Here is a 17429-nt window from a genome sequence, read left to right as displayed (position 1 = left end):
GCGCGAGGCTTGTCATCCCAGCTCGGCAAGCTCGTTGGATGGGTAGATTTGTTCCTCCATCCATTTCAAGGCCGCTATCAAGCTGGCTCTGCCCGCAGGGTCCTGTGCGATCGTCCTCAATGAAATTGACGGGTATTTCGCGAGATCAGCTTCGCGAAGGTCCGCCCCCTTGATTGCGTTGAAACGCTCCAGCAGCTTGCGTCGAGCATCCATCGATCCGAATATCGGCTTGTTCTCGAGGGCCCCAAATTGGAGCCATAGCTTTCCGTCCGACGACAGATATGTTGGATTGATCAGCACCCCGCCTGGTTTGAATACCGGATAGACCGAGCCATTCTCCTTTCCTGTCCCAAAGACGAGGGGACGTTTGCCTCCCTTGGCCATCCATGCAAAGACTTCCCTGGAATCCGCAGGGCGCCTTGTCTATCAGGTAACGCCACAAATGGACTCGCGTATCATCCGCTATTCGTCCAGAAGGTCCAGAAACCGTTCGATCCTTCGCAAGGGAGGCTCGCCGCCGCGCTCGGCATAGATGAGCCGATTGCCGTCACGCTGCAGCAGGCGTGAGCACGATTTTCGAATCCGCCCCGGAAGCAGCATGGCCGCAATCGCCTCCGGCCCGACATCGAGACGCATGATCCCGCGCTCCCTGCAATTCACCCTGAGCCTGGCCACAGCGAAAAAGTCGCAGGCCGCCGGTGGCAGAGTGCCGAAGCGGCGTTGCGTTTCGTCCTCGAGTTCTTCGAGTTCGTCATCCGTTCGGCACCGCGCGGCGCGCGCGTAGATCTCGAGCCTGAGCGCCTCCGACTGCACATAATCCGACGGAAGCAGCTCGGCGATGGGGAGGTTCAGCTCCGGAACCCAAAGAGCGGACATCCCTTCGCGGTCGCCCTCGAGCGCCAGGGTCAGCAGATGGCCATAGAGTGTCGGGCCGAAGACCTGCACGTGGCCGGACTGCCGATCCGACAGCATGTCGCCGCCGCCGCGCAGGTCGAGATCACGCGCGCTGATCGCAAAGCCGGCGCCCGGGCGGTTCAGCTCCTCGATAACGGACAGCCGCTTCTCCGACCGGTCGGAACCGCCCTCCGTCAGGAAATGCGCGAACGCGCGAATGCCGCCCCGCCCCACCCGACCGCGGAGCTGATGCAGCTGCGCCAGGCCAAATTTTTCAGGCCAGCATACGACGATGGTATTGGCCCGCGGGATATCGAGACCGCTCTCGACGATGTTGGTCGCGAGCAAGACGTCCGCATTGCCTTCGACGAATTTCATCAGCCTTTCGTCGATCTCGTCTGCAGGCAACCTGCCGTGAATCGCAATGATCCGAAGTTCGGGCGCCAGCGCGTGGATCCGGGCCAGCATCGGATCCAGATCCTGAATCCTCGGGCAGATCACGAAACTCTGGCCATTGCGCCGCTGCTCGCGCACCAGGGCGGCGGCGATCGCGATGTCGGAAAGCGGCGCCACCTTGGTCACGACCGGAACACGATGAACCGGCGGCGTCGCAATCACGCTGAGATCCCGCAGGCCGGTCAAGCCCGCAGCGAGCGTGCGTGGGATGGGCGTCGCGCTCATCCAGAGCCTGTGACCGTTCTTGTTGAGACCGGACAGCATGGCCTTGTCGGCCGCTCCGAAATGCTGCTCTTCGTCGATGATGATCAGGCCAAGTTCGGCAAACTTGATCTCCTTGGCGGCCAGCGACAGCGTCCCGACGACGACCTTGATCTCGCCGCTCTTCAATCCTTCGCGCACCTTGCGCGCCTCGGCCGTCGACGCAATCCGCGACAGGTTTCCGACCTCGATGCCGAGCGTCGCAAAGCGCTTGCGGAACGTCTCGACATGCTGTCGCGCCAACACCGTGGTCGGAACGACGATCGCAACCTGCTTTCCCGCCAGGACGGCGGCCGCAGCGGCGCGCAACGCGACCTCGGTCTTGCCGAAGCCGACATCGCCGCAGACGATCCGGTCCATCGGGTGCCCCGACGCGAGATCGTCGAGAACGTCGCGGATGGCCTGGGCCTGATCCGGGGTGGTGAAATACGGAAACCGCGCGGCGAACTTCTCATAGGTGGCCGGCCGCGGCACGAGCTTCGGCGCCGGCCGACGCCGGCGCTTGCTCCTCTGCTTGGCGAGCTGCTTGGCAACGACATGAATTTCGGTCTCGGCGTCGGCTCGCCGTGGCCGCCATGAGCTGCCGTCGGCTTTGTCCAAGGACGTATCGCCGAGCTCGGCGGCGTAAGGCCAGATCAAGGCCAGCTCGGCAAGCGGAACGAGAACGGCGTCATTTCCGGCAAATACCAGCCTGACCATCTCGCGTGGCGAGACCCCTCCACCGCCCATCGACCGCAACCCGCCGAGCCGCGCCAATCCGCGCTGCATATGAACGACCACGGATCCGAGCTCGGGCAGGCCCACGGCATCGAAGCCCGGCGTCCACGCCCAGTTCGTGGGATGCGGCTGATGTGCCCTGCTGCCGAGAACGTCGGATGCGGTGATGACGACGAGTGGCTTCCGACCGGGAACGACGAAGCCAGCATCGAAGCCGGCCAGCAAGGCAGCTTCTTGCCTGCCCCGCGCCGTCGCCTCCGCCCAGTCCGCGACGCATTCGGCCTTGACGCCGCTCATCCGCGCCATCAGGCGCAAATCCGCCTCTACCGCGGCAACGAACAGCACACGCGCGTCAATGTGCTGGGCTTCCTCGATGAACGCGCGCAGCGCCTTTCGGGGGGCGGTTTGCCTGAAGAATTCCGGAGTCGCCCGATATGGCGCTGTCGGAGGCAGCAGAGCAATCCTCTTCGCCGCCTGGCTCCATTCGCGCCGGCTCAGACAGGCGCGATCGCGCTCGGCTCGGGCCGCCGCATCCTCGATCGTACTAAGCCAAGTGTTCGCATGCTTCGGCGCCGCCGTGTCCGCGATCCACTTGGCGCGCGCGCAATACTCGAACAGGTTTGACCTGTTGCGGGCGCGCTCGTTGAACGCGAGCCGCTCTGACATCGGATCGATCTGAAGCTCCTTGAACTCGGAGATCATCTGCTGATCAATCGGATTGAAGCTTGCAATCCGCCTTATCTTGCCTCCGGAATGCTCGATCCTGAACGGACCGAGCGCACCGGCGGGGAAAATCTCGAACGTATTGCCGTGAAACAGCACTCCGCCGGGATAATCGGGGCTGTCGTCGAGGTCGTATCCGAGCGCCTCGAAGCGCGCCTCGAGCTGCTGTTCGGAATAGGCATCGCCGACCCGAAGCAGCATGCCGGTGCGCGACCAGTGAGCCGGCAGCGGCAGGCGCTCCATCATCGCCTCCGCGGTGGTGATCAGCAGGACCGGCTTCTTCGCGCCCGCAAGACGCCTCAACACGGAGCTCCGCCTGCCGGCGATGTCACGTGATGGTTCGAGCAGATCAAACGGCAGCGTGTTCAGTCGCGGATAGACGAGCACGTCGCAACCCGGCTCAAGAACGTGGATGATGGAACCGAGCCGCTCGGCTCTGCGATCATTCTCGGCGAGAAACACGAAGCCGCTTCGGCCGGCCGCTTGCCATTCTGTCACGAGGTGCAGCGCCAGCAGCCCCAAGGGTGACGACGAGGACACGCGCAACCTGGGCAACATCGCCTTCTTGGCCGTGACCGACGTCTTCTTGCGCGGAGCACCCTTTTGGGGCGCGGTGGCGGGCTTCGGTGAAGCAGCCTTGCGCTGCGCCGCGCTTCTGGGAGTACGAAGAACTGGGGCCAAGGAGATCGTCTCGTGCGAGATGGTCGACACCAGGAGTCCTCCCGGCGAATCTTTGATCAGCTTTAACGCATTCGGGAGTCAAAGGGGACCCTCACAATCTCCATCGCGCCGCTCTCACCGGCTATGCCGGGCTGATGCAGGCGGACGCCGTGACGGATTGAACAAGCTCTTCAATCCCCCGCAAGCCTCGAAGCTCTCGGACGCCCAGAAGGCGTTCATTCTGAAGCAAGGCAACGACGGCGTGCCAGTTGCCGAGATCTGTCGCAAGGCCGGGATCAGCCAGGCTGACCTACTTCAATTGGAAGAAGAAGTACGATGGTCTGCTGCCGACCGAGATGCGGCGGCTGAAGCAGCTCGAGGACGAGAACGGCAAGCTGAGGAAGCTGGTTGCTGACCTGTCGCTCGACAAGGAGATGCTGCAGGACGTGATCCGCCGAAAGCTGTGAGGCCTGGTCGGAAGCGCAAGCTCGTCGACGAGGTCTGTGGCGAGTGGCACGTGTCGATCCGCGGGGCGTGCGAAGCCCTTAAGGTCGACAGGTCGACCTACCACTACGGATCCCGTCGCTCCGACCAGGCCGCCCTCGAACAACGGATCAAGGAGATCTCCCATGTCCGCGTTCGCTACGGCTATCGCCGCATTCACATCGTGCTTCGTTCACGGACAGAACAAGACGCGGCGAGCCTATCGCGAATTAGGCCTGCAATTGCGCAACAAGACGCCGAAGCGCAGGGTCAAGGCCAAGCTACGGGTGCTCACGACCATCGACATCTTCTCCCGCTTCTCGCCGGCGCTGGCACCGCGATTACCTAGGATGAACTCCGAAGGCGCACGGGACCCCTCAGGATCGTCGCTCCCGACCCCAGCGCCAGCGTCACCACGCGCGCCGCCCGCCTACGACCAGTGCCGCCGTCGCCGCCCGGACGTAATCACTTCCACTTCCGCCTACGCTTATAACCGCCCAATCAGCTCAGACGAGATCGTCCGGATGCAATCGCTCCGTAAGCAAGCAGTACTTTTTGCGCACTCCGCACCCAGCTGAATTCGGACGCTCGGCCAACGCGCTGTTGCCTCTGGATAGGGTCAGCGTGGTCGACACTGTCGAGGCTTCGCCTCAAAACCTCGGCCCATCCATCCACATCGAGCGCATCAATAGCGATACCCACTCCGGACGCAGCCTCCTCCATGGCCGACCCTGCACTAAAGGCAACAGCCGTCCCACAGGCGAGAGCTTCCACGACTGGCATGCCAAATCCTTCATAGACTGAAGGCATCAAAAGCAGTCGAGCACCTTCATAAAGGCTTCGAAGAACACCATTTGATATGGAGGTCAGCCACCTCAATGAGCCCTCCTCCGTTAGAGCTTCTGCCTCGGCAGGCATGCGAAGGTTGCCCCAACCTGGTCCGCCAACTATCACCAGTGGAAAACGGGTTCGGCTCAATAAATCAAGCTTGCTATATGCCGCGATCAGCGTGCGAAGATTCTTTCGGGGTTCCAGCGTACCGACGCTCAGGAAGAAGTTGCCGTAGATCAAATCGAGAGACGAGAGCTCGCGAGCGGTAAACTCCTCGCCGAGAGGCGAGTAGATCGGCGCAGCTGCCGGCGGCCCTACAAAAATCTTATCCGGGGGGGCACCAAAATAGCTTATGATCTCCCGCTTACTGAACTCAGAGATCGTTTGAACACATGGGGCGCGTTCGATGATCTTCCCGAGTGGAGACAACCACCGGACCCGATCGACCGGATGAAATTCCGGATGACGAAAGGTCGACAGGTCATACACCACTGGCAGCGTCGGGATTCCGGGATCCGCCAGGGGGCGAAAATTGAATGCGTGAAATAAGTCCAGCTTCTTACCGCGGGAGGAGTAGATAAAAGCAATCTGGCTCAGCGTTCGGGCTAGCGCCCGCGCTTGGCGGAGGACAATAAGATTAGCCGAATAAGAGCGCAAGGTTTGCGCGAGCGGCCGTGAGCGGCTATGGCGGGCGTGAAGCTCACCGTCCTTGCCCACCTCATGCAGCGCGCGAGACGTGCACAAGCCATGCAATGTATCCAGTTCTCTCCACCCTAGGCGTCCGAAGGCCGAGAATCGTGTAGATGGGCTCAGCGCTGCTATCGCGCAAATTGTATGCTGAGCATAGTTTGCAATCCCCGTTCTTGGTCCCTCTAGAAATGCTCTTTCAATTCCAACACGCACACCATACTCCTAAGCGAGCTCGCCACTTGAAATCCAAATGGCTTGGGCAATCGATATTACACGCCGCCGTTCTTCATTCGCGAGTTGTTCACCCACTCTCGCAACGGTCCATGGGCATGCGTCTTACCTGAGCCATTCGCCCACACGTCTTCGGGCGGAGTCGTCTGGGAACACGCGCCGTATCTCCGGCCGACCAAAGCAGACGTGAAGCACATGGAAGGGCCAATTTCCCGCAGCATGAAAAGGCTCGGCCCCTACTATCAACTTAAGTCGCTACAAAAACATGCGCAGTTGCAGCAACTCAATTCGACCTGCTATCTCTCGGACGCCCGGCGTCGCCCTATTCTCATCGCTCGAAATCGCTGGCCAGGGGGGGCGAATCGATAGCCTTCAAGCTACCTGCTTTTCATTTAGACTAGCAGCGCCGAAAATCATCCTCGAGACGGACGATGTCGTCCTCACCTAGATAGCTACCCGTCTGCACCTCTACCAGTTCCAACATGATTTTTCCGGGATTTTCGAGGCGATGCACTGTCCCGATAGGAATATAGATCGACTCGTTCTCATGTATGGTGGTGACTGCGTCATTCAGAGTGACTCGCGCCGCACCTTTAACTACAATCCAGTGCTCGGATCGGTGATAGTGCTTCTGGAGCGAAAGCCGTTGCCCTGGCTCAACAACGATACGCTTCACCTGATGGCGCTCGCCTTGATCAACCGTTTGATACGCCCCCCACGGTCGATGCACCTTAAGGTGCTCTGTTGTAACCTGAGGCGCAGCAGTTCTTAGTTTTGCTACCAACCGCTTTAGGCCGCTAGTGTTGTCGCGCCGCGACACAAGTACGGCATCCTGGGTCGCAACCACGACTAAGTCGTCGACTCCTTCTAGAGCCAAGAGCGCTTTGTCCGAAGCTACCACACAATTGCGGCTATCGTCAAAAACTGCAGTACCTTGCGCGGCGTTACCTTCGGAATCCCTATCCCATAGCTCCCAGATTGCTTGCCAAGAGCCCACGTCTGACCACCCGCAAGAGATCGGCACGACCGCGGCACGCGACGTCCTCTCCATTACGGCATAATCAATTGAGATTGAACGCACTGTTCCGAACGCTTCGGGATCAAGGGTAAAGAATGAGAGATCTCGGCTTGCTTTATCGACCGCGTCAACGACCGAAGAGACGCTCGCAGGATCAAGCCTTCGGTATTCCTCAAGTAGCACCTCAGCTCGAAACATGAAGTTCCCACTATTCCAGAGATATCCCGAGGCGATATATTGTTCGGCTAACTCCTGGTCGGGCTTTTCGACAACTTTCTCCGCTCGTCGAACAGCGCCAACAATTGGTTCTCCGGGACTGATATAGCCATATTCAGAAGTCGCATGACTCGGCCGGATACCGAAGGTAACGATATGACCGGCTTCAGCTGCACCAAGCCCGTCACGGCACGCCGAGACGAACGCGTCGATATTGCGCACCAAGTGATCCGCCGCCAGAGCGAGTACCACCGCCTCACTGTCACGATTCCGCGCGAATGCAGCTCCCGCGGCAATCGCCGGACCCGAGTCTCGCCGCATCGGCTCAAGCAGTACGTCAGCGTCGACCCCTGACTCGGCCAGCTGCTCCAGAGCAATAAACCGGCACGCGCTGTTGGCTATAACGATCGGTCGACCGAAGAGACCGCTATCGGAAACACGCAGCAGCGTATCTTGGAAAGTCGAACCGGTCCCAAATAACGGCAGAAACTGCTTCGGCCGATCATCTCGCGAGACCGGCCACAACCGCGTCCCCGATCCGCCACAAAGGATCAACGGAATTATTTGACGCGTCATTTCACAAACCCAAATAAGACTTCAACGGATTGGCTCGGCAGATACTTCGTCTCTGCGGCCGTCGGCCTAAGATTGAGGGGTATCTTCGGCACACTAGCATGCAAAATGAAATGGTCCAGTCACTAGATGGTCTGAAGTGTCTCTTCAGATGACCTGAAAAAGGGACACGAAGATCTTGAGCCGCCCGCAAGTCCGTCTTGCATGATCATGTTTCCAACTCAAGCAAGCACAGAACGCGGCGAATATACATGTCCTCAACTTCATCGCGCACTCCTGCCGATCAGACTTTACGACTTCATCGGCCGTGCGGCGCTCTGGACCGTCTCCGCTCGACGTGCTTTCGCACAAGCTGCTTCAACAGCTCCCTGAGCACCCTTCCAGAAGATGACTCTTCTAGCGATGCTCACAAAACGGCGCACAGACAATCTCAAGGGCCTCGGCCACACGCTTACGCTGGAAGCTCTTGTGCGAAGCCCAGGCCTCCATCAGCGCGCCGTCGACGGAGAAGTGCCCGCTCGACAGCAGCGGTTTGACTTCGGGATGGTTCAGCAGCTTCGCCATGAAGGCGGCGAACAACTCGCCGTTCTCCAGTCCGGTGCGGGTCTTCGTGAATGTCGTCGGGTCCTAGACCGGATCATCCGCCCCCCCCGCAAACCAGCAGTAGAGCAGATTGAGTCCAATTGCTCCACGAGCTGACGTTCCGAGCGAATGCCGCAAAACAATTACAGCACTAGAGCGCTCGGCAATTGCTTGGGCCGGATCGAGAGGGCGGCCTTCCTTCGAGTGGAGCGCATCCAATGTGCGGTTCAGGTCGCGAAGAACGTCTCGCACCAGCTCCCGGATCTTGCGCAGCGGATGATCCTTCGGGACACGCGCCTCCGATGAAGCGTAGGAAAACAGCCCCCCCCCGGATCCTCGAGCTTGCCTCGCATCCGTCCCGCCGAGACTCTCCAAGATCAGTGAGTGACGAAAATCCGACCAAAACGATAGTTTTTCAGCAGGCTGCTAATCTCCCTTTACCTCTTGAGGTGCGATCTGGGCCGCACACTCCAATTCTGCCGGACCGTTAGATACCTGTCTCTCTATCCGCAGCTTCTCCCCCGCCCCGATCCCCACTGCCAAGACATAAAGCCATCCCTCGTACGTATCCGACAGATGCGAATTGAACATTGAACTCGCGATGTTCTGAACGACCGCGAGTAGTCCGATCCAAGCCGCCATGGTTTTGCAACTATATAAAAGCCTTACGTGCGCTATCCACATTGCCCAAACAGTGACTACTCCGAGCCCCCCCCATTGCAGAGCTGCGGCGAGGGTCTGATTGTGAGGGTTACTTACGACAAGGGCTGAGAGTCCCGTTTTGCCGACAGAATCCTCCTCGAAGAGATGCCTGGTTGCGCCAGTCCCATGACCAAGCAGGGGCGCCACCTTAAAAAAGTTAACTGATTTGCGCCAAAGCTCTAGGCGTACAGCCGCGGACGGTTGCTGTTCTCCGATCGGAGCATCCGGACTGACAAGAAGCTCGCGGGATATCGACGAAACCTTTTGTTGGAGATTCGGAGAAAACGCCCACAAGCTTCCAATCGAGATTGCAAGCGCAACGAACCCAAATAGCAACATGTTTCTAGGAGCGTAGCGCACTATCAACAAAATCAGCATAGCGGGACCATAGAAGAACGCAGTTCGCGCGATGTCCACGAAGGCGAGGTTGGCAAAAAACAGACCTGCGGTCAGCCAAATCACTCCGCTCAAATGGTATCTCTTCTGGATCGATGCCTCACACGCAAGTCCAGCCAGCGCCACGGCGACCAGCATGAATCCTTGGCTTTGATCGATGTAATTTCTCACCGGAACACCGGGTTGATTTAGACGCTGAACCAGCGCAAGTCCCGGCAGGATGGCGACAACGAATGAGTATATCAACAAGAGGCCGTTTGATGCCGCGAATGACACGAGCATCCAATTTACCCGCCGACTACCGGCGACATGAAGCATCAAGAGCGGTAGCAGTAAGAACTTGATCAGCTTTCCGACGGAACCAATGCGATCGGGCCAAGGTATATCATTGGCCCAAAGCATTCCTAACGCGGCAAGTAGGACCAATGCGATCGGCATCACGACAGCCGGCTGTTGTAAGATTGCCATTATGGAGCTGGCGCGAAGTGCCGGCGCCATAATGAGGAACGCAACTACGCCGAGGACGCTTGTTGCGCTTGTCGACCAGGGCAACGCGATCAGCAGCATTATGACAGCAAGGTCAGCGTTGCGATGCCAGAGAAGCTCACTACGGCTCGCTTGCCGGCTAAAATGTACGGCGAATGCGAGTCGCGCTTCCGCGAATGACCGGCTCGCCGCAAGGGTGAGCAAAGACCTCATTGAGGCGAACATTTAAACCGTGCCCTGTATGCAACTTTCGAAATTGGCGGGACTTCCGAGATCCAGTCTCGCCCCCCCCTGGCTGCGGCCATATAGCTGGATTCATAATTGCAGGCCAGATCAAGCAGCACGCCGCTATTGGGACCGCTGCTGAATTTGGGGGAGCTTCTGCCGGCTCAGAGAACGGCGAGCATGGCCGCAGCCAAGAGCGCTCACAGACGTCTCCGTCGCGTGTCATTCAGCTGCGGCAACGCCGGATCTGCCTTGTCATTGTGCAACCTACTCGCGTCCTGGTTGCAATGCACTGAACTCAACCAGCACGAGCGGTCGTGGTTTTTTCGCGAAATCGGCCGTCACCATAAACAATTCGTCCTTGCAGGCTATGCTGCGGCACGGTATGTTGCCACCAGTGATTGCTCGTGATCTTGATTGCATATGCTGGAGCGGCGACAATCTCGTCCTTTATAACAAGCGGATTCGCAACGTAGTGCCCAAAAAAGCAGCTCTGATTACCGGCGTCACTGGTCAGGATGGCGCCTATCTGGCGGAATTCCTCCTTGCGAAGGGATATTCGGTTCACGGGATAAAGAGGCGCGCCTCACTCTTTAATACTCATCGTATCGATCATCTCTATCATGATCCTCACGAGAAGGGTGCGGACTTTACTTTACATCATGGCGATCTGACCGATTCATCTGGACTAATTCGGATTGTCCAGCAGGTCCAGCCTGACGAGATCTACAATCTCGCCGCTCAGAGTCATGTCGCTGTTTCCTTTGAGGAGCCGGAATATACAGCAAATTGCGATGCGCTGGGGACGCTGCGTGTGCTTGAGGCTATCCGCATTTTGAAGCTCGAGCAAAAGACGCGATTTTACCAGGCTTCGACGTCTGAGCTCTACGGGCTAGTTCAGGAGACGCCGCAGCGAGAGACAACTCCGTTCTATCCTCGATCCCCGTATGGGGTCGCCAAGCTTTATGCCTACTGGATCACGGTGAACTACCGGGAGGCGTATGGCATATATGCTTGCAATGGAATTTTGTTTAACCATGAATCCCCCCTGCGAGGGGAGACGTTCGTGACCCGGAAAATTACTCGCGGCTTAGCGCGTATAAAGCTGGGGCTACAACAGCGCCTGTTCTTGGGAAATCTGGATGCGCGAAGGGACTGGGGTCACGCTCGCGATTACGTGGAAATGCAGTGGCTCATGCTCCAGCAGAAAACGGCGGAGGACTACGTCATAGCCACTGGTGAGCAGCATTCAGTGCGCGAATTCGTAGAGGTTGCAGCGGCGCATCTTGACATTGTCATTCGCTGGGAAGGGGAGGGCGTCAACGAGAAGGGTATCGACGCCAGCACGGGCAATTGTATCATTGGGATCGACCCCCGCTACTTCCGCCCATCTGAAGTGGAAACGCTTTTGGGAGATGCGTCCAAGGCAAGAACGAATCTAGGTTGGGAGCCAAAGACGAGCTTTGGAAACCTGGTCAAAGAGATGGTGCAAGAGGATTTCTTGGCGGCCAAACGAGACGATCTGGTTAGACGGCATGGTTATAAGACGTTCATGTTAAATGAATAGTGCGCTGATCGACTATTAGATCTGGCTACCGATAGAGGTTACCTTGAGTAGGCGAGTTCTGGTCACCGGGGCAACGGGCCAAGACGGCCGTTATTTGATCGACCTCCTCTCGAGCGAGGGGTGCGAAATTCACGCCCAGAGCCGAGGGACCGGTCCTTATCCCGAGATATCAGACTCTGCAACTTGGCATTGTGGTGAATTGATAGATGCGCAATTCCTGTCCTATCTGACAGTCGATCTTAAGCCCGACGAGATCTATAATCTAGCTGCTCTATCCAGGCCGATACGATCTTGGGAAGAGCCGAAAGGGACGGCAGAAATCAACGCGCTGGTCCCCCAAACTATGTGTGAGTTGCTGGTGAAGTACAATCCAGGCTGCCGGTTGTTTCAGGCAAGTTCGTCTGAGATATTCGGCGATCTGAGCACCCAATCACAGACTGAAGACACCGCATGCAATCCGCATTCTCCGTACGGAATTGCCAAGCTCTACGCTCACCATGTTATGGGTGCATACCGTCGGCAATACGGTTTGTACTCGTGCTCGGGAATCCTATTCAATCACGAGAGCCCCTATCGCTCCGTGTCATACGTTTCGCAAAGGATCGCATACGCTTCAGCAGCGATAGCCCTGGGCCTGCGCACAACCTCTGCCGTTGATGAGTTTGGACGCTCTGTTCTCAGCGAAGGCATGTTGTCGTTAGGCAATATTGCCGTTCGACGTGATTTCGGCTTTGCTGGCGACTACGTCGAAGCGATGCGTCTAATGATGCGCCACACGGATCCGGCGGACTACGTGATTGGCACGGGGCAGACGCACTCCATTCAAGAATTCTGTGAAACTGCCTTTGCATTTGTCGGTCTGGATTGGCGAGACCACGTTAGAGTGGATGCAGCCATGGTGCGTAAGATCGACAGCCATTTTACTTGCGCAAATCCTGCAAAAATTCAAAACCGTCTTGGTTGGCGACCACGCGTGACATTTAAAGAGCTCGTTCAAATGATGGTACGCGCACAAACGGATCGCATCTGTTCCGACTTGACAAAGTCGGCAGAAGCTTCAGCAAAGATCTCTGGTTAAGTTATGCGTACTCTCCACGCATATAAGATCTACCGCCCAGATGTTTACGGAGGCATTCCCCACGTCATAGCCATGTTGAGCAAGGTTGATGAGCTTACGAAGCGCGTCCTTGTTGCTCGCGAATTTGGTCTACGGCGACGCTTTCAAGATGGGAATGAGGACGTGATCTCGGTCTCGTCTCTAGGTACTCTCTTTTCGATGCCAGTCGCTCCGAGCTATGCCTTCGTATTTGCTCGAATGGCGCGCGCCGCGGATCTCGTCGTGCACCATGCGCCCTTCCCCTTGGTAGATCTGGGTCTCGTAGCAGGCTTGCCTTCCAAGACGGCACTCGTGGTGCACTGGCACGCCGAAATGGCGACCCGACCTTTGCTGGCGCGATTGATCGCTCCTTTTGTGCGTCATACCTTGAATCGAGCAGATTGCATTGTGGTGTCTGATTCGATCATCGTCGATAAATCGAAACTGCTAGCACCGCATGCGGAAAAGTGTACTGTCGTGCCGTACGGATGTGACACGGACTATTGGGGAGCGCTTGACGAGGCCGGCAGGAGAGTGGCAGACGACCTTAAGATGCGATTCCCAAAGTTGATTGTCTCAGTAGGCCGCCTCGTCCCCTACAAGGGTTTCGAGACCTTGCTGTACGCGATGGCGTCTGTTGACGCTCAGGCTGTGATCATCGGCAGTGGTCCCCTGAGGCAAAGCCTTGAGCGGCTTGCGGCCAAGCTTGAGATTTCACATAAGGTTTTGTTCGCTGGAAGTTTGCCGCGCGACCAGATCCGCCAGTATTTTGGAGCGGCGAACGTCTTCGCATTTCCGTCTTTGACCAGCGCTGAAGCGTTCGGCCTTGCCCAGATCGAGGCCATGGCAGCAGGCCTCCCCCTTGTGAACACCTCTTTGCCTACGGCAGTTCCGCGGGTCGCCCGACACGAGCAGGAAGCTTTGACGGTGCCGCCGGGCGACCCTACCGCGCTCGCCTCGGCGCTTCGGAGACTACTGTCTGATGATGAGCTGGCTCGTCGTTTGGGCCGCTCTGCTTCGCGCCGTGCTCACTCGGAGTTTAACGAGAAGAAATATCTAGAACGAATGGCAAACATCTACCGGGAGGCTGTCGAGCGAAGGCACATGGGTTGATGATCACAGTCTCGCAGCACGGTATGACCTTTATGCTGGCCTGCGGGTGCTTTTTTTGATGATATCCTGCCACCGGGCCAAAAAAGTGAGTGCCGTCTTTGGACTCTGACAGAGTGAGGCTGTACAGAAATTTCTATGTGGTTGCCCCGTAGTCCCACGCGGATGATGGGGTAAGGACACGAACTTCTGCGTGCGTTCGGCGGTATCCTCGGGGTTTGGTCATCGAATGACAGAGCTGTGGTTAAAGAAGCGAAGTGGACAGGACGATCACTGTAAGTCCCTAGGGACAGGGACTATCATGTCGATGAAGTCTATGCATCTCCTGCCTGAGTTTAAACTAACGCTGCGGCCACCTTTCAGAACTCCGCGGGTTAGAGAGACGTCTCTGCTCCTTCAATAAAGTGGATCGTGATCAAACGGCGTCGCGTACGATGCCTACATCGAAAGCTCTCGGGGACGGGCTGTCCAACCGAACCAAGTTTATGGGAACCAGAACTATGAGTGCCAAACAGCGATACGCCGCGATAGACCGATGTCGAATCAGCAAGAGCTCGAATTTGATCTCCGTTTTGGATTTGGGTCATCAAGCCTTGACTGGTGTATTTCCAAAGAGTCGCTCAGAGGAATTGACTGTTGGGCCACTCGAGCTGGTTTGGTGTCCGGACTCGGGTTTGCTGCAGCTCGCTCACTCCTACGAAGTTGGCGAGATGTACGGCGAGAATTATGGCTATCGGTCGGGACTTAACCAGTCGATGGTCGACCATCTCACCAGGAAGGTTGGCCAGCTCTCACGGAAGGCTGGATTGGCTTCAGGCGACACGGTCCTGGACATTGGCTCGAACGATTGTACTTCTCTAAACGCTTATCGTGTCAACGACCTGTACCGAATCGGTATTGACCCAACAGGGCACAAATTCAGCCAGTACTATCCACCCGAGGTAAGGCTAGTACCGGACTTCTTTTCAGCTCAGGCATACTGGAGCGCCGCCAGCGCTCCGGCCAAGGTCATCACTTCTATCGCGATGTTTTATGATCTCGAAGATCCGATCGGCTTTGCTCAGTCCATCGAAAGCATCTTGGCCGCCGACGGCATTTGGCATTTTGAGCAAAGCTACATGCCGTCAATGTTGAGAATGACGTCCTACGATACCATCTGTCACGAGCATCTTGAGTTTTATTCACTCTCTGTCGTCAAGCGAATACTAGACGCAGCTCAGATGAAGTTGGTGGATGTTCAGATGAATGCCATCAACGGTGGAAGCTTTGCGGTTACTGCCGCGAAGAAGGCAAGCCCAGTCAAGACAAACGACGCAGTGATTGACTGGATGCTTGAGCAGGAAGATCGGATGGGTCTTCATACGCCGCGGCCCTATCGGGAATTTGAAGAGCGTGTGTTTCGCCACAGAGAGGATCTACAGCGACTGCTCAGGTCGCTGGTCGCGGACGGGAAGCGCATTATAGGCTACGGAGCCTCGACCAAGGGCAACGTAGTGCTGCAATTCTGCGGCATCACTGAGAACGAAGTTTGTGCAATTGCTGAGGTGAATCCCGACAAGTTCGGGTCATTCACGCCTGGCACCGGTATACCGATAATTTCCGAGTCTGAAGCCAGAGCTATGAAGCCCGACTATTTCCTGGTGCTACCTTGGCATTTCAAAGAGGGCATTTTGAAGCGCGAGCAGGCGTTTCTGGACGCTGGCGGTAAGATGATTTTCCCATTTCCGGAGATCGAAATCATCTGATGCCGATACCAGGTAAACGCGTTCTGGTGACCGGAGCCGGCGGCTTCGTTGGACGTCTCCTCTTGCACACATTGAAGTCCCAGGAAGGCACGGTTGTAAGGGGCACTACGCGAGGACGTGCAAATCCGGATAGCTCCGAGGCACTCGATCTCCTTGACGTTACGGACGAGAGCGCCGTTGCGCGCTGTATAGCTACGTTTAGGCCGAGCCATATCGTCAATCTAGCGGGGGTAAGTAGCCTCGCGGTGTCTGAAGCTGACGTCAATTCGACCTGGAGCGTGCATCTTCATGGAACTCTGAATATTGCGCGAGCAGTCCTCCGTGAGGTGCCTGAGTGCACGTTGCTGGTTATCGGCTCAGGGGAAATGTACGGTTCGACGGCCCTATCGGGACGTCCCTTAGGTGAGACTTCTATTCTAGCCCCAATCAGCGAATACGCCGCGAGTAAGGCGGCCGCGGACCTGGCGGTAGGGGCGATGACGCGCAAGGGGTTGCGGGCTGTACGGCTGCGTCCGTTCAACCACACTGGCCCGGGGCAGTCGGATCACTTCGTTGTCCCTAGCTTTGCAAGCCAGATCGTTGCAATCGAGGCAGGAGTCTCTGATCCGGTAATAAGAGTTGGCAATCTTGATGCAGAACGGGATTTTGTCGACGTTCGGGACGTAGTAGGTGCATATGTCGCTGCCATAGAGCGATCACATCATCTTCCTTCGGACAGCATCTTCAACGTCGCATCTGGCTCTGCGACGCGGATTGGAGATCTGCTCTCCGGGTTGCTTGCACTTAGTTCCGCAAGGATACGGGTTGAGCAAGACCCAGATCGCGTACGCCCAATCGAAATACGCCGTTACGTGGGAAGCGCAGAGCGCGCCCGTGAAGTCTTAAGCTGGAAACCGCGTTACGCGCTTTCGGAAACGCTAAAGGATGTTTACGAATTCTATCGCAGGCGGCACGGTCTGCAGTGAATGTAATAGGACTTCGGTTTAGCCGAGCGCCTTCACGCCGATGACAAAACCGCGCCTGTGCTGGCCAAGGGCAAGACAGACGAGGGGCAACGCTGGGTCGACGTACGGGACGATCGACCGTTTCGCAGCGCCGACCCGCCGGCAGCGATGTTCGATTACTCTCGCGACCGCAAAGGCGAGCATCCGCAGCGCATCTGGCGGCCATCTCGGTATCCTGCGGACCGACGGCTATGACGGGTATGACCAGCTCTATCTAGCGGGGCGCTGGACCGATCCGCGAAGCGGCGTGTTGGGTCCATGCCCGGCGCCCGTTCTTTGCCATGGCTGACATCGATGAGAATGCCCGGCCAATGCCGGCGGCCAGAAGGCGATCCCGCTCTCGCCGAGCGCGGTCGAGGTCGTGAGGCGAATGGATGCGCTGTTCGAGATCGAGGGGGCGGCCAATGGCAGGAGCTCCAAAGTTCGGTGGGAGGTCAGTAAGGAATAGCTGCACTCGCGCAATTTGGCTCGAAAGGGCAGGAATCCACGGCCCTCGTCGACGTGCTTCGCACGTACAAGCGAGTATAGGCGAACCGAGAGAGAAGCGGTAGTTATGACTCGAGCTCGACGCGGGGTTATTGGACGACCAGAGCCCAATTCTGGTAGTTCGTGCCCTGAGCACGTGCTAAAGAACTTCATTCGTCTATTGTTCTTCGAGTTCTCACGCTTGCGTGTCAACCGGGGCCTCTCCTGATGTTTCCGAAACCCAAGCCCGTCCTGGTTCCCAATACCTACGCCTTCGAATCCGAGCCGATGGTGAAGC

General features: G+C 57.4%; 11 protein-coding genes and 2 pseudogenes. 7 read left to right on the top strand and 6 right to left on the bottom strand.

Features of this window, described 5'->3' with window-relative positions; all coding sequences use genetic code 11:
- Positions 1-12: 12 nt before the first annotated feature.
- Positions 13-384 carry a hypothetical protein gene (locus QX126_RS32850; RefSeq protein WP_315786695.1) on the bottom strand — a complete coding sequence of 124 codons (372 nt, stop codon included), beginning with the start codon at positions 382-384 and terminating at the stop codon, positions 13-15.
- A gap of 78 nt (positions 385-462) precedes the next feature.
- The gene (locus QX126_RS32845) at positions 463-3609 is read right to left on the bottom strand and encodes a DEAD/DEAH box helicase (RefSeq protein WP_315786726.1); all 3147 of its coding nucleotides are present in this window, start codon (positions 3607-3609) and stop codon (positions 463-465) included.
- A 280-nt stretch (positions 3610-3889) separates the two neighbouring features.
- On the opposite strand from QX126_RS32845, the pseudogene QX126_RS32840 reads away from it, so the two are divergent.
- Positions 3890-4535: pseudogene (locus QX126_RS32840) on the top strand (transposase); the annotation flags it as partial.
- A 160-nt stretch (positions 4536-4695) separates the two neighbouring features.
- Here the strand turns inward: QX126_RS32840 and QX126_RS32835 are convergent.
- The 4 genes from QX126_RS32835 to QX126_RS32820 form a co-directional block, all read right to left on the bottom strand.
- Positions 4696-5928 (bottom strand): glycosyltransferase family 1 protein, encoded by a 1233-nt coding sequence (locus QX126_RS32835; RefSeq protein WP_315786693.1) that lies wholly within the window; start codon positions 5926-5928, stop codon positions 4696-4698.
- 415 nt (positions 5929-6343) lie between these two features.
- Entirely contained in the window at positions 6344-7756 is a 1413-nt protein-coding gene (locus QX126_RS32830) for a mannose-1-phosphate guanylyltransferase/mannose-6-phosphate isomerase (protein ID WP_315786690.1), read from the bottom strand.
- Positions 7757-8149: 393 nt separating this feature from the next.
- The gene (locus QX126_RS32825) at positions 8150-8332 is read right to left on the bottom strand and encodes a hypothetical protein (RefSeq protein WP_315786687.1); all 183 of its coding nucleotides are present in this window, start codon (positions 8330-8332) and stop codon (positions 8150-8152) included.
- 429 nt (positions 8333-8761) lie between these two features.
- Complete coding sequence (locus QX126_RS32820; protein ID WP_315786684.1) at positions 8762-10000, bottom strand: O-antigen ligase family protein; 1239 nt, start codon at positions 9998-10000, stop codon at positions 8762-8764.
- A gap of 619 nt (positions 10001-10619) precedes the next feature.
- Between QX126_RS32820 and gmd the strand changes: the two genes are divergently transcribed.
- The 6 genes and pseudogenes from gmd to QX126_RS32795 form a co-directional block, all read left to right on the top strand.
- Complete coding sequence (gene gmd, locus QX126_RS32815; RefSeq protein WP_315786723.1) at positions 10620-11711, top strand: GDP-mannose 4,6-dehydratase; 1092 nt, start codon at positions 10620-10622, stop codon at positions 11709-11711.
- A gap of 43 nt (positions 11712-11754) precedes the next feature.
- Positions 11755-12789, top strand: coding sequence for a GDP-mannose 4,6-dehydratase (locus QX126_RS32810; RefSeq protein ID WP_315786680.1), 1035 nt, complete (start codon positions 11755-11757; stop codon positions 12787-12789).
- Between the two features lie 72 nt (positions 12790-12861).
- The gene (locus QX126_RS32805; RefSeq protein ID WP_315786677.1) at positions 12862-13920 is read left to right on the top strand and encodes a glycosyltransferase; all 1059 of its coding nucleotides are present in this window, start codon (positions 12862-12864) and stop codon (positions 13918-13920) included.
- A 482-nt stretch (positions 13921-14402) separates the two neighbouring features.
- Positions 14403-15662 (top strand): class I SAM-dependent methyltransferase, encoded by a 1260-nt coding sequence (locus QX126_RS32800; protein WP_315786674.1) that lies wholly within the window; start codon positions 14403-14405, stop codon positions 15660-15662.
- Positions 15662-16627, top strand: a complete 966-nt coding sequence (locus tag QX126_RS33645; protein ID WP_409999144.1) for a GDP-mannose 4,6-dehydratase — start codon at positions 15662-15664, stop codon at positions 16625-16627. Before QX126_RS32800 ends, QX126_RS33645 begins: the two co-directional genes overlap by 1 nt.
- A 21-nt stretch (positions 16628-16648) precedes the next feature.
- Positions 16649-17102: pseudogene (locus QX126_RS32795) on the top strand (transposase); the annotation flags it as partial.
- Between the last annotated feature and the right edge of the window lie 327 nt (positions 17103-17429).

The sequence above is a fragment of the Bradyrhizobium sp. SZCCHNPS1003 genome (assembly GCF_032381555.1).
Lineage (GTDB): Bacteria > Pseudomonadota > Alphaproteobacteria > Rhizobiales > Xanthobacteraceae > Bradyrhizobium.
This window is presented reverse-complemented; position numbering and strand designations above follow the sequence as displayed.

Excerpts from the sequence above, each read along its gene's own strand:
- QX126_RS32850 (WP_315786695.1), bottom strand. The coding sequence starts at position 384 with ATGGCCAAGGGAGGCAAACGTCCCCTCGTCTTTGGGACAGGAAAGGAG.
- QX126_RS32845 (WP_315786726.1), bottom strand. The coding sequence starts at position 3,609 with ATGTTGCCCAGGTTGCGCGTGTCCTCGTCGTCACCCTTGGGGCTGCTG.
- QX126_RS32830 (WP_315786690.1), bottom strand. The coding sequence starts at position 7,756 with ATGACGCGTCAAATAATTCCGTTGATCCTTTGTGGCGGATCGGGGACG.
- QX126_RS32820 (WP_315786684.1), bottom strand. The coding sequence starts at position 10,000 with ATGCTGCTGATCGCGTTGCCCTGGTCGACAAGCGCAACAAGCGTCCTC.
- QX126_RS32805 (WP_315786677.1), top strand. The coding sequence starts at position 12,862 with ATGTTGAGCAAGGTTGATGAGCTTACGAAGCGCGTCCTTGTTGCTCGC.
- QX126_RS32800 (WP_315786674.1), top strand. The coding sequence starts at position 14,403 with ATGGGAACCAGAACTATGAGTGCCAAACAGCGATACGCCGCGATAGAC.
- QX126_RS33645 (WP_409999144.1), top strand. The coding sequence starts at position 15,662 with ATGCCGATACCAGGTAAACGCGTTCTGGTGACCGGAGCCGGCGGCTTC.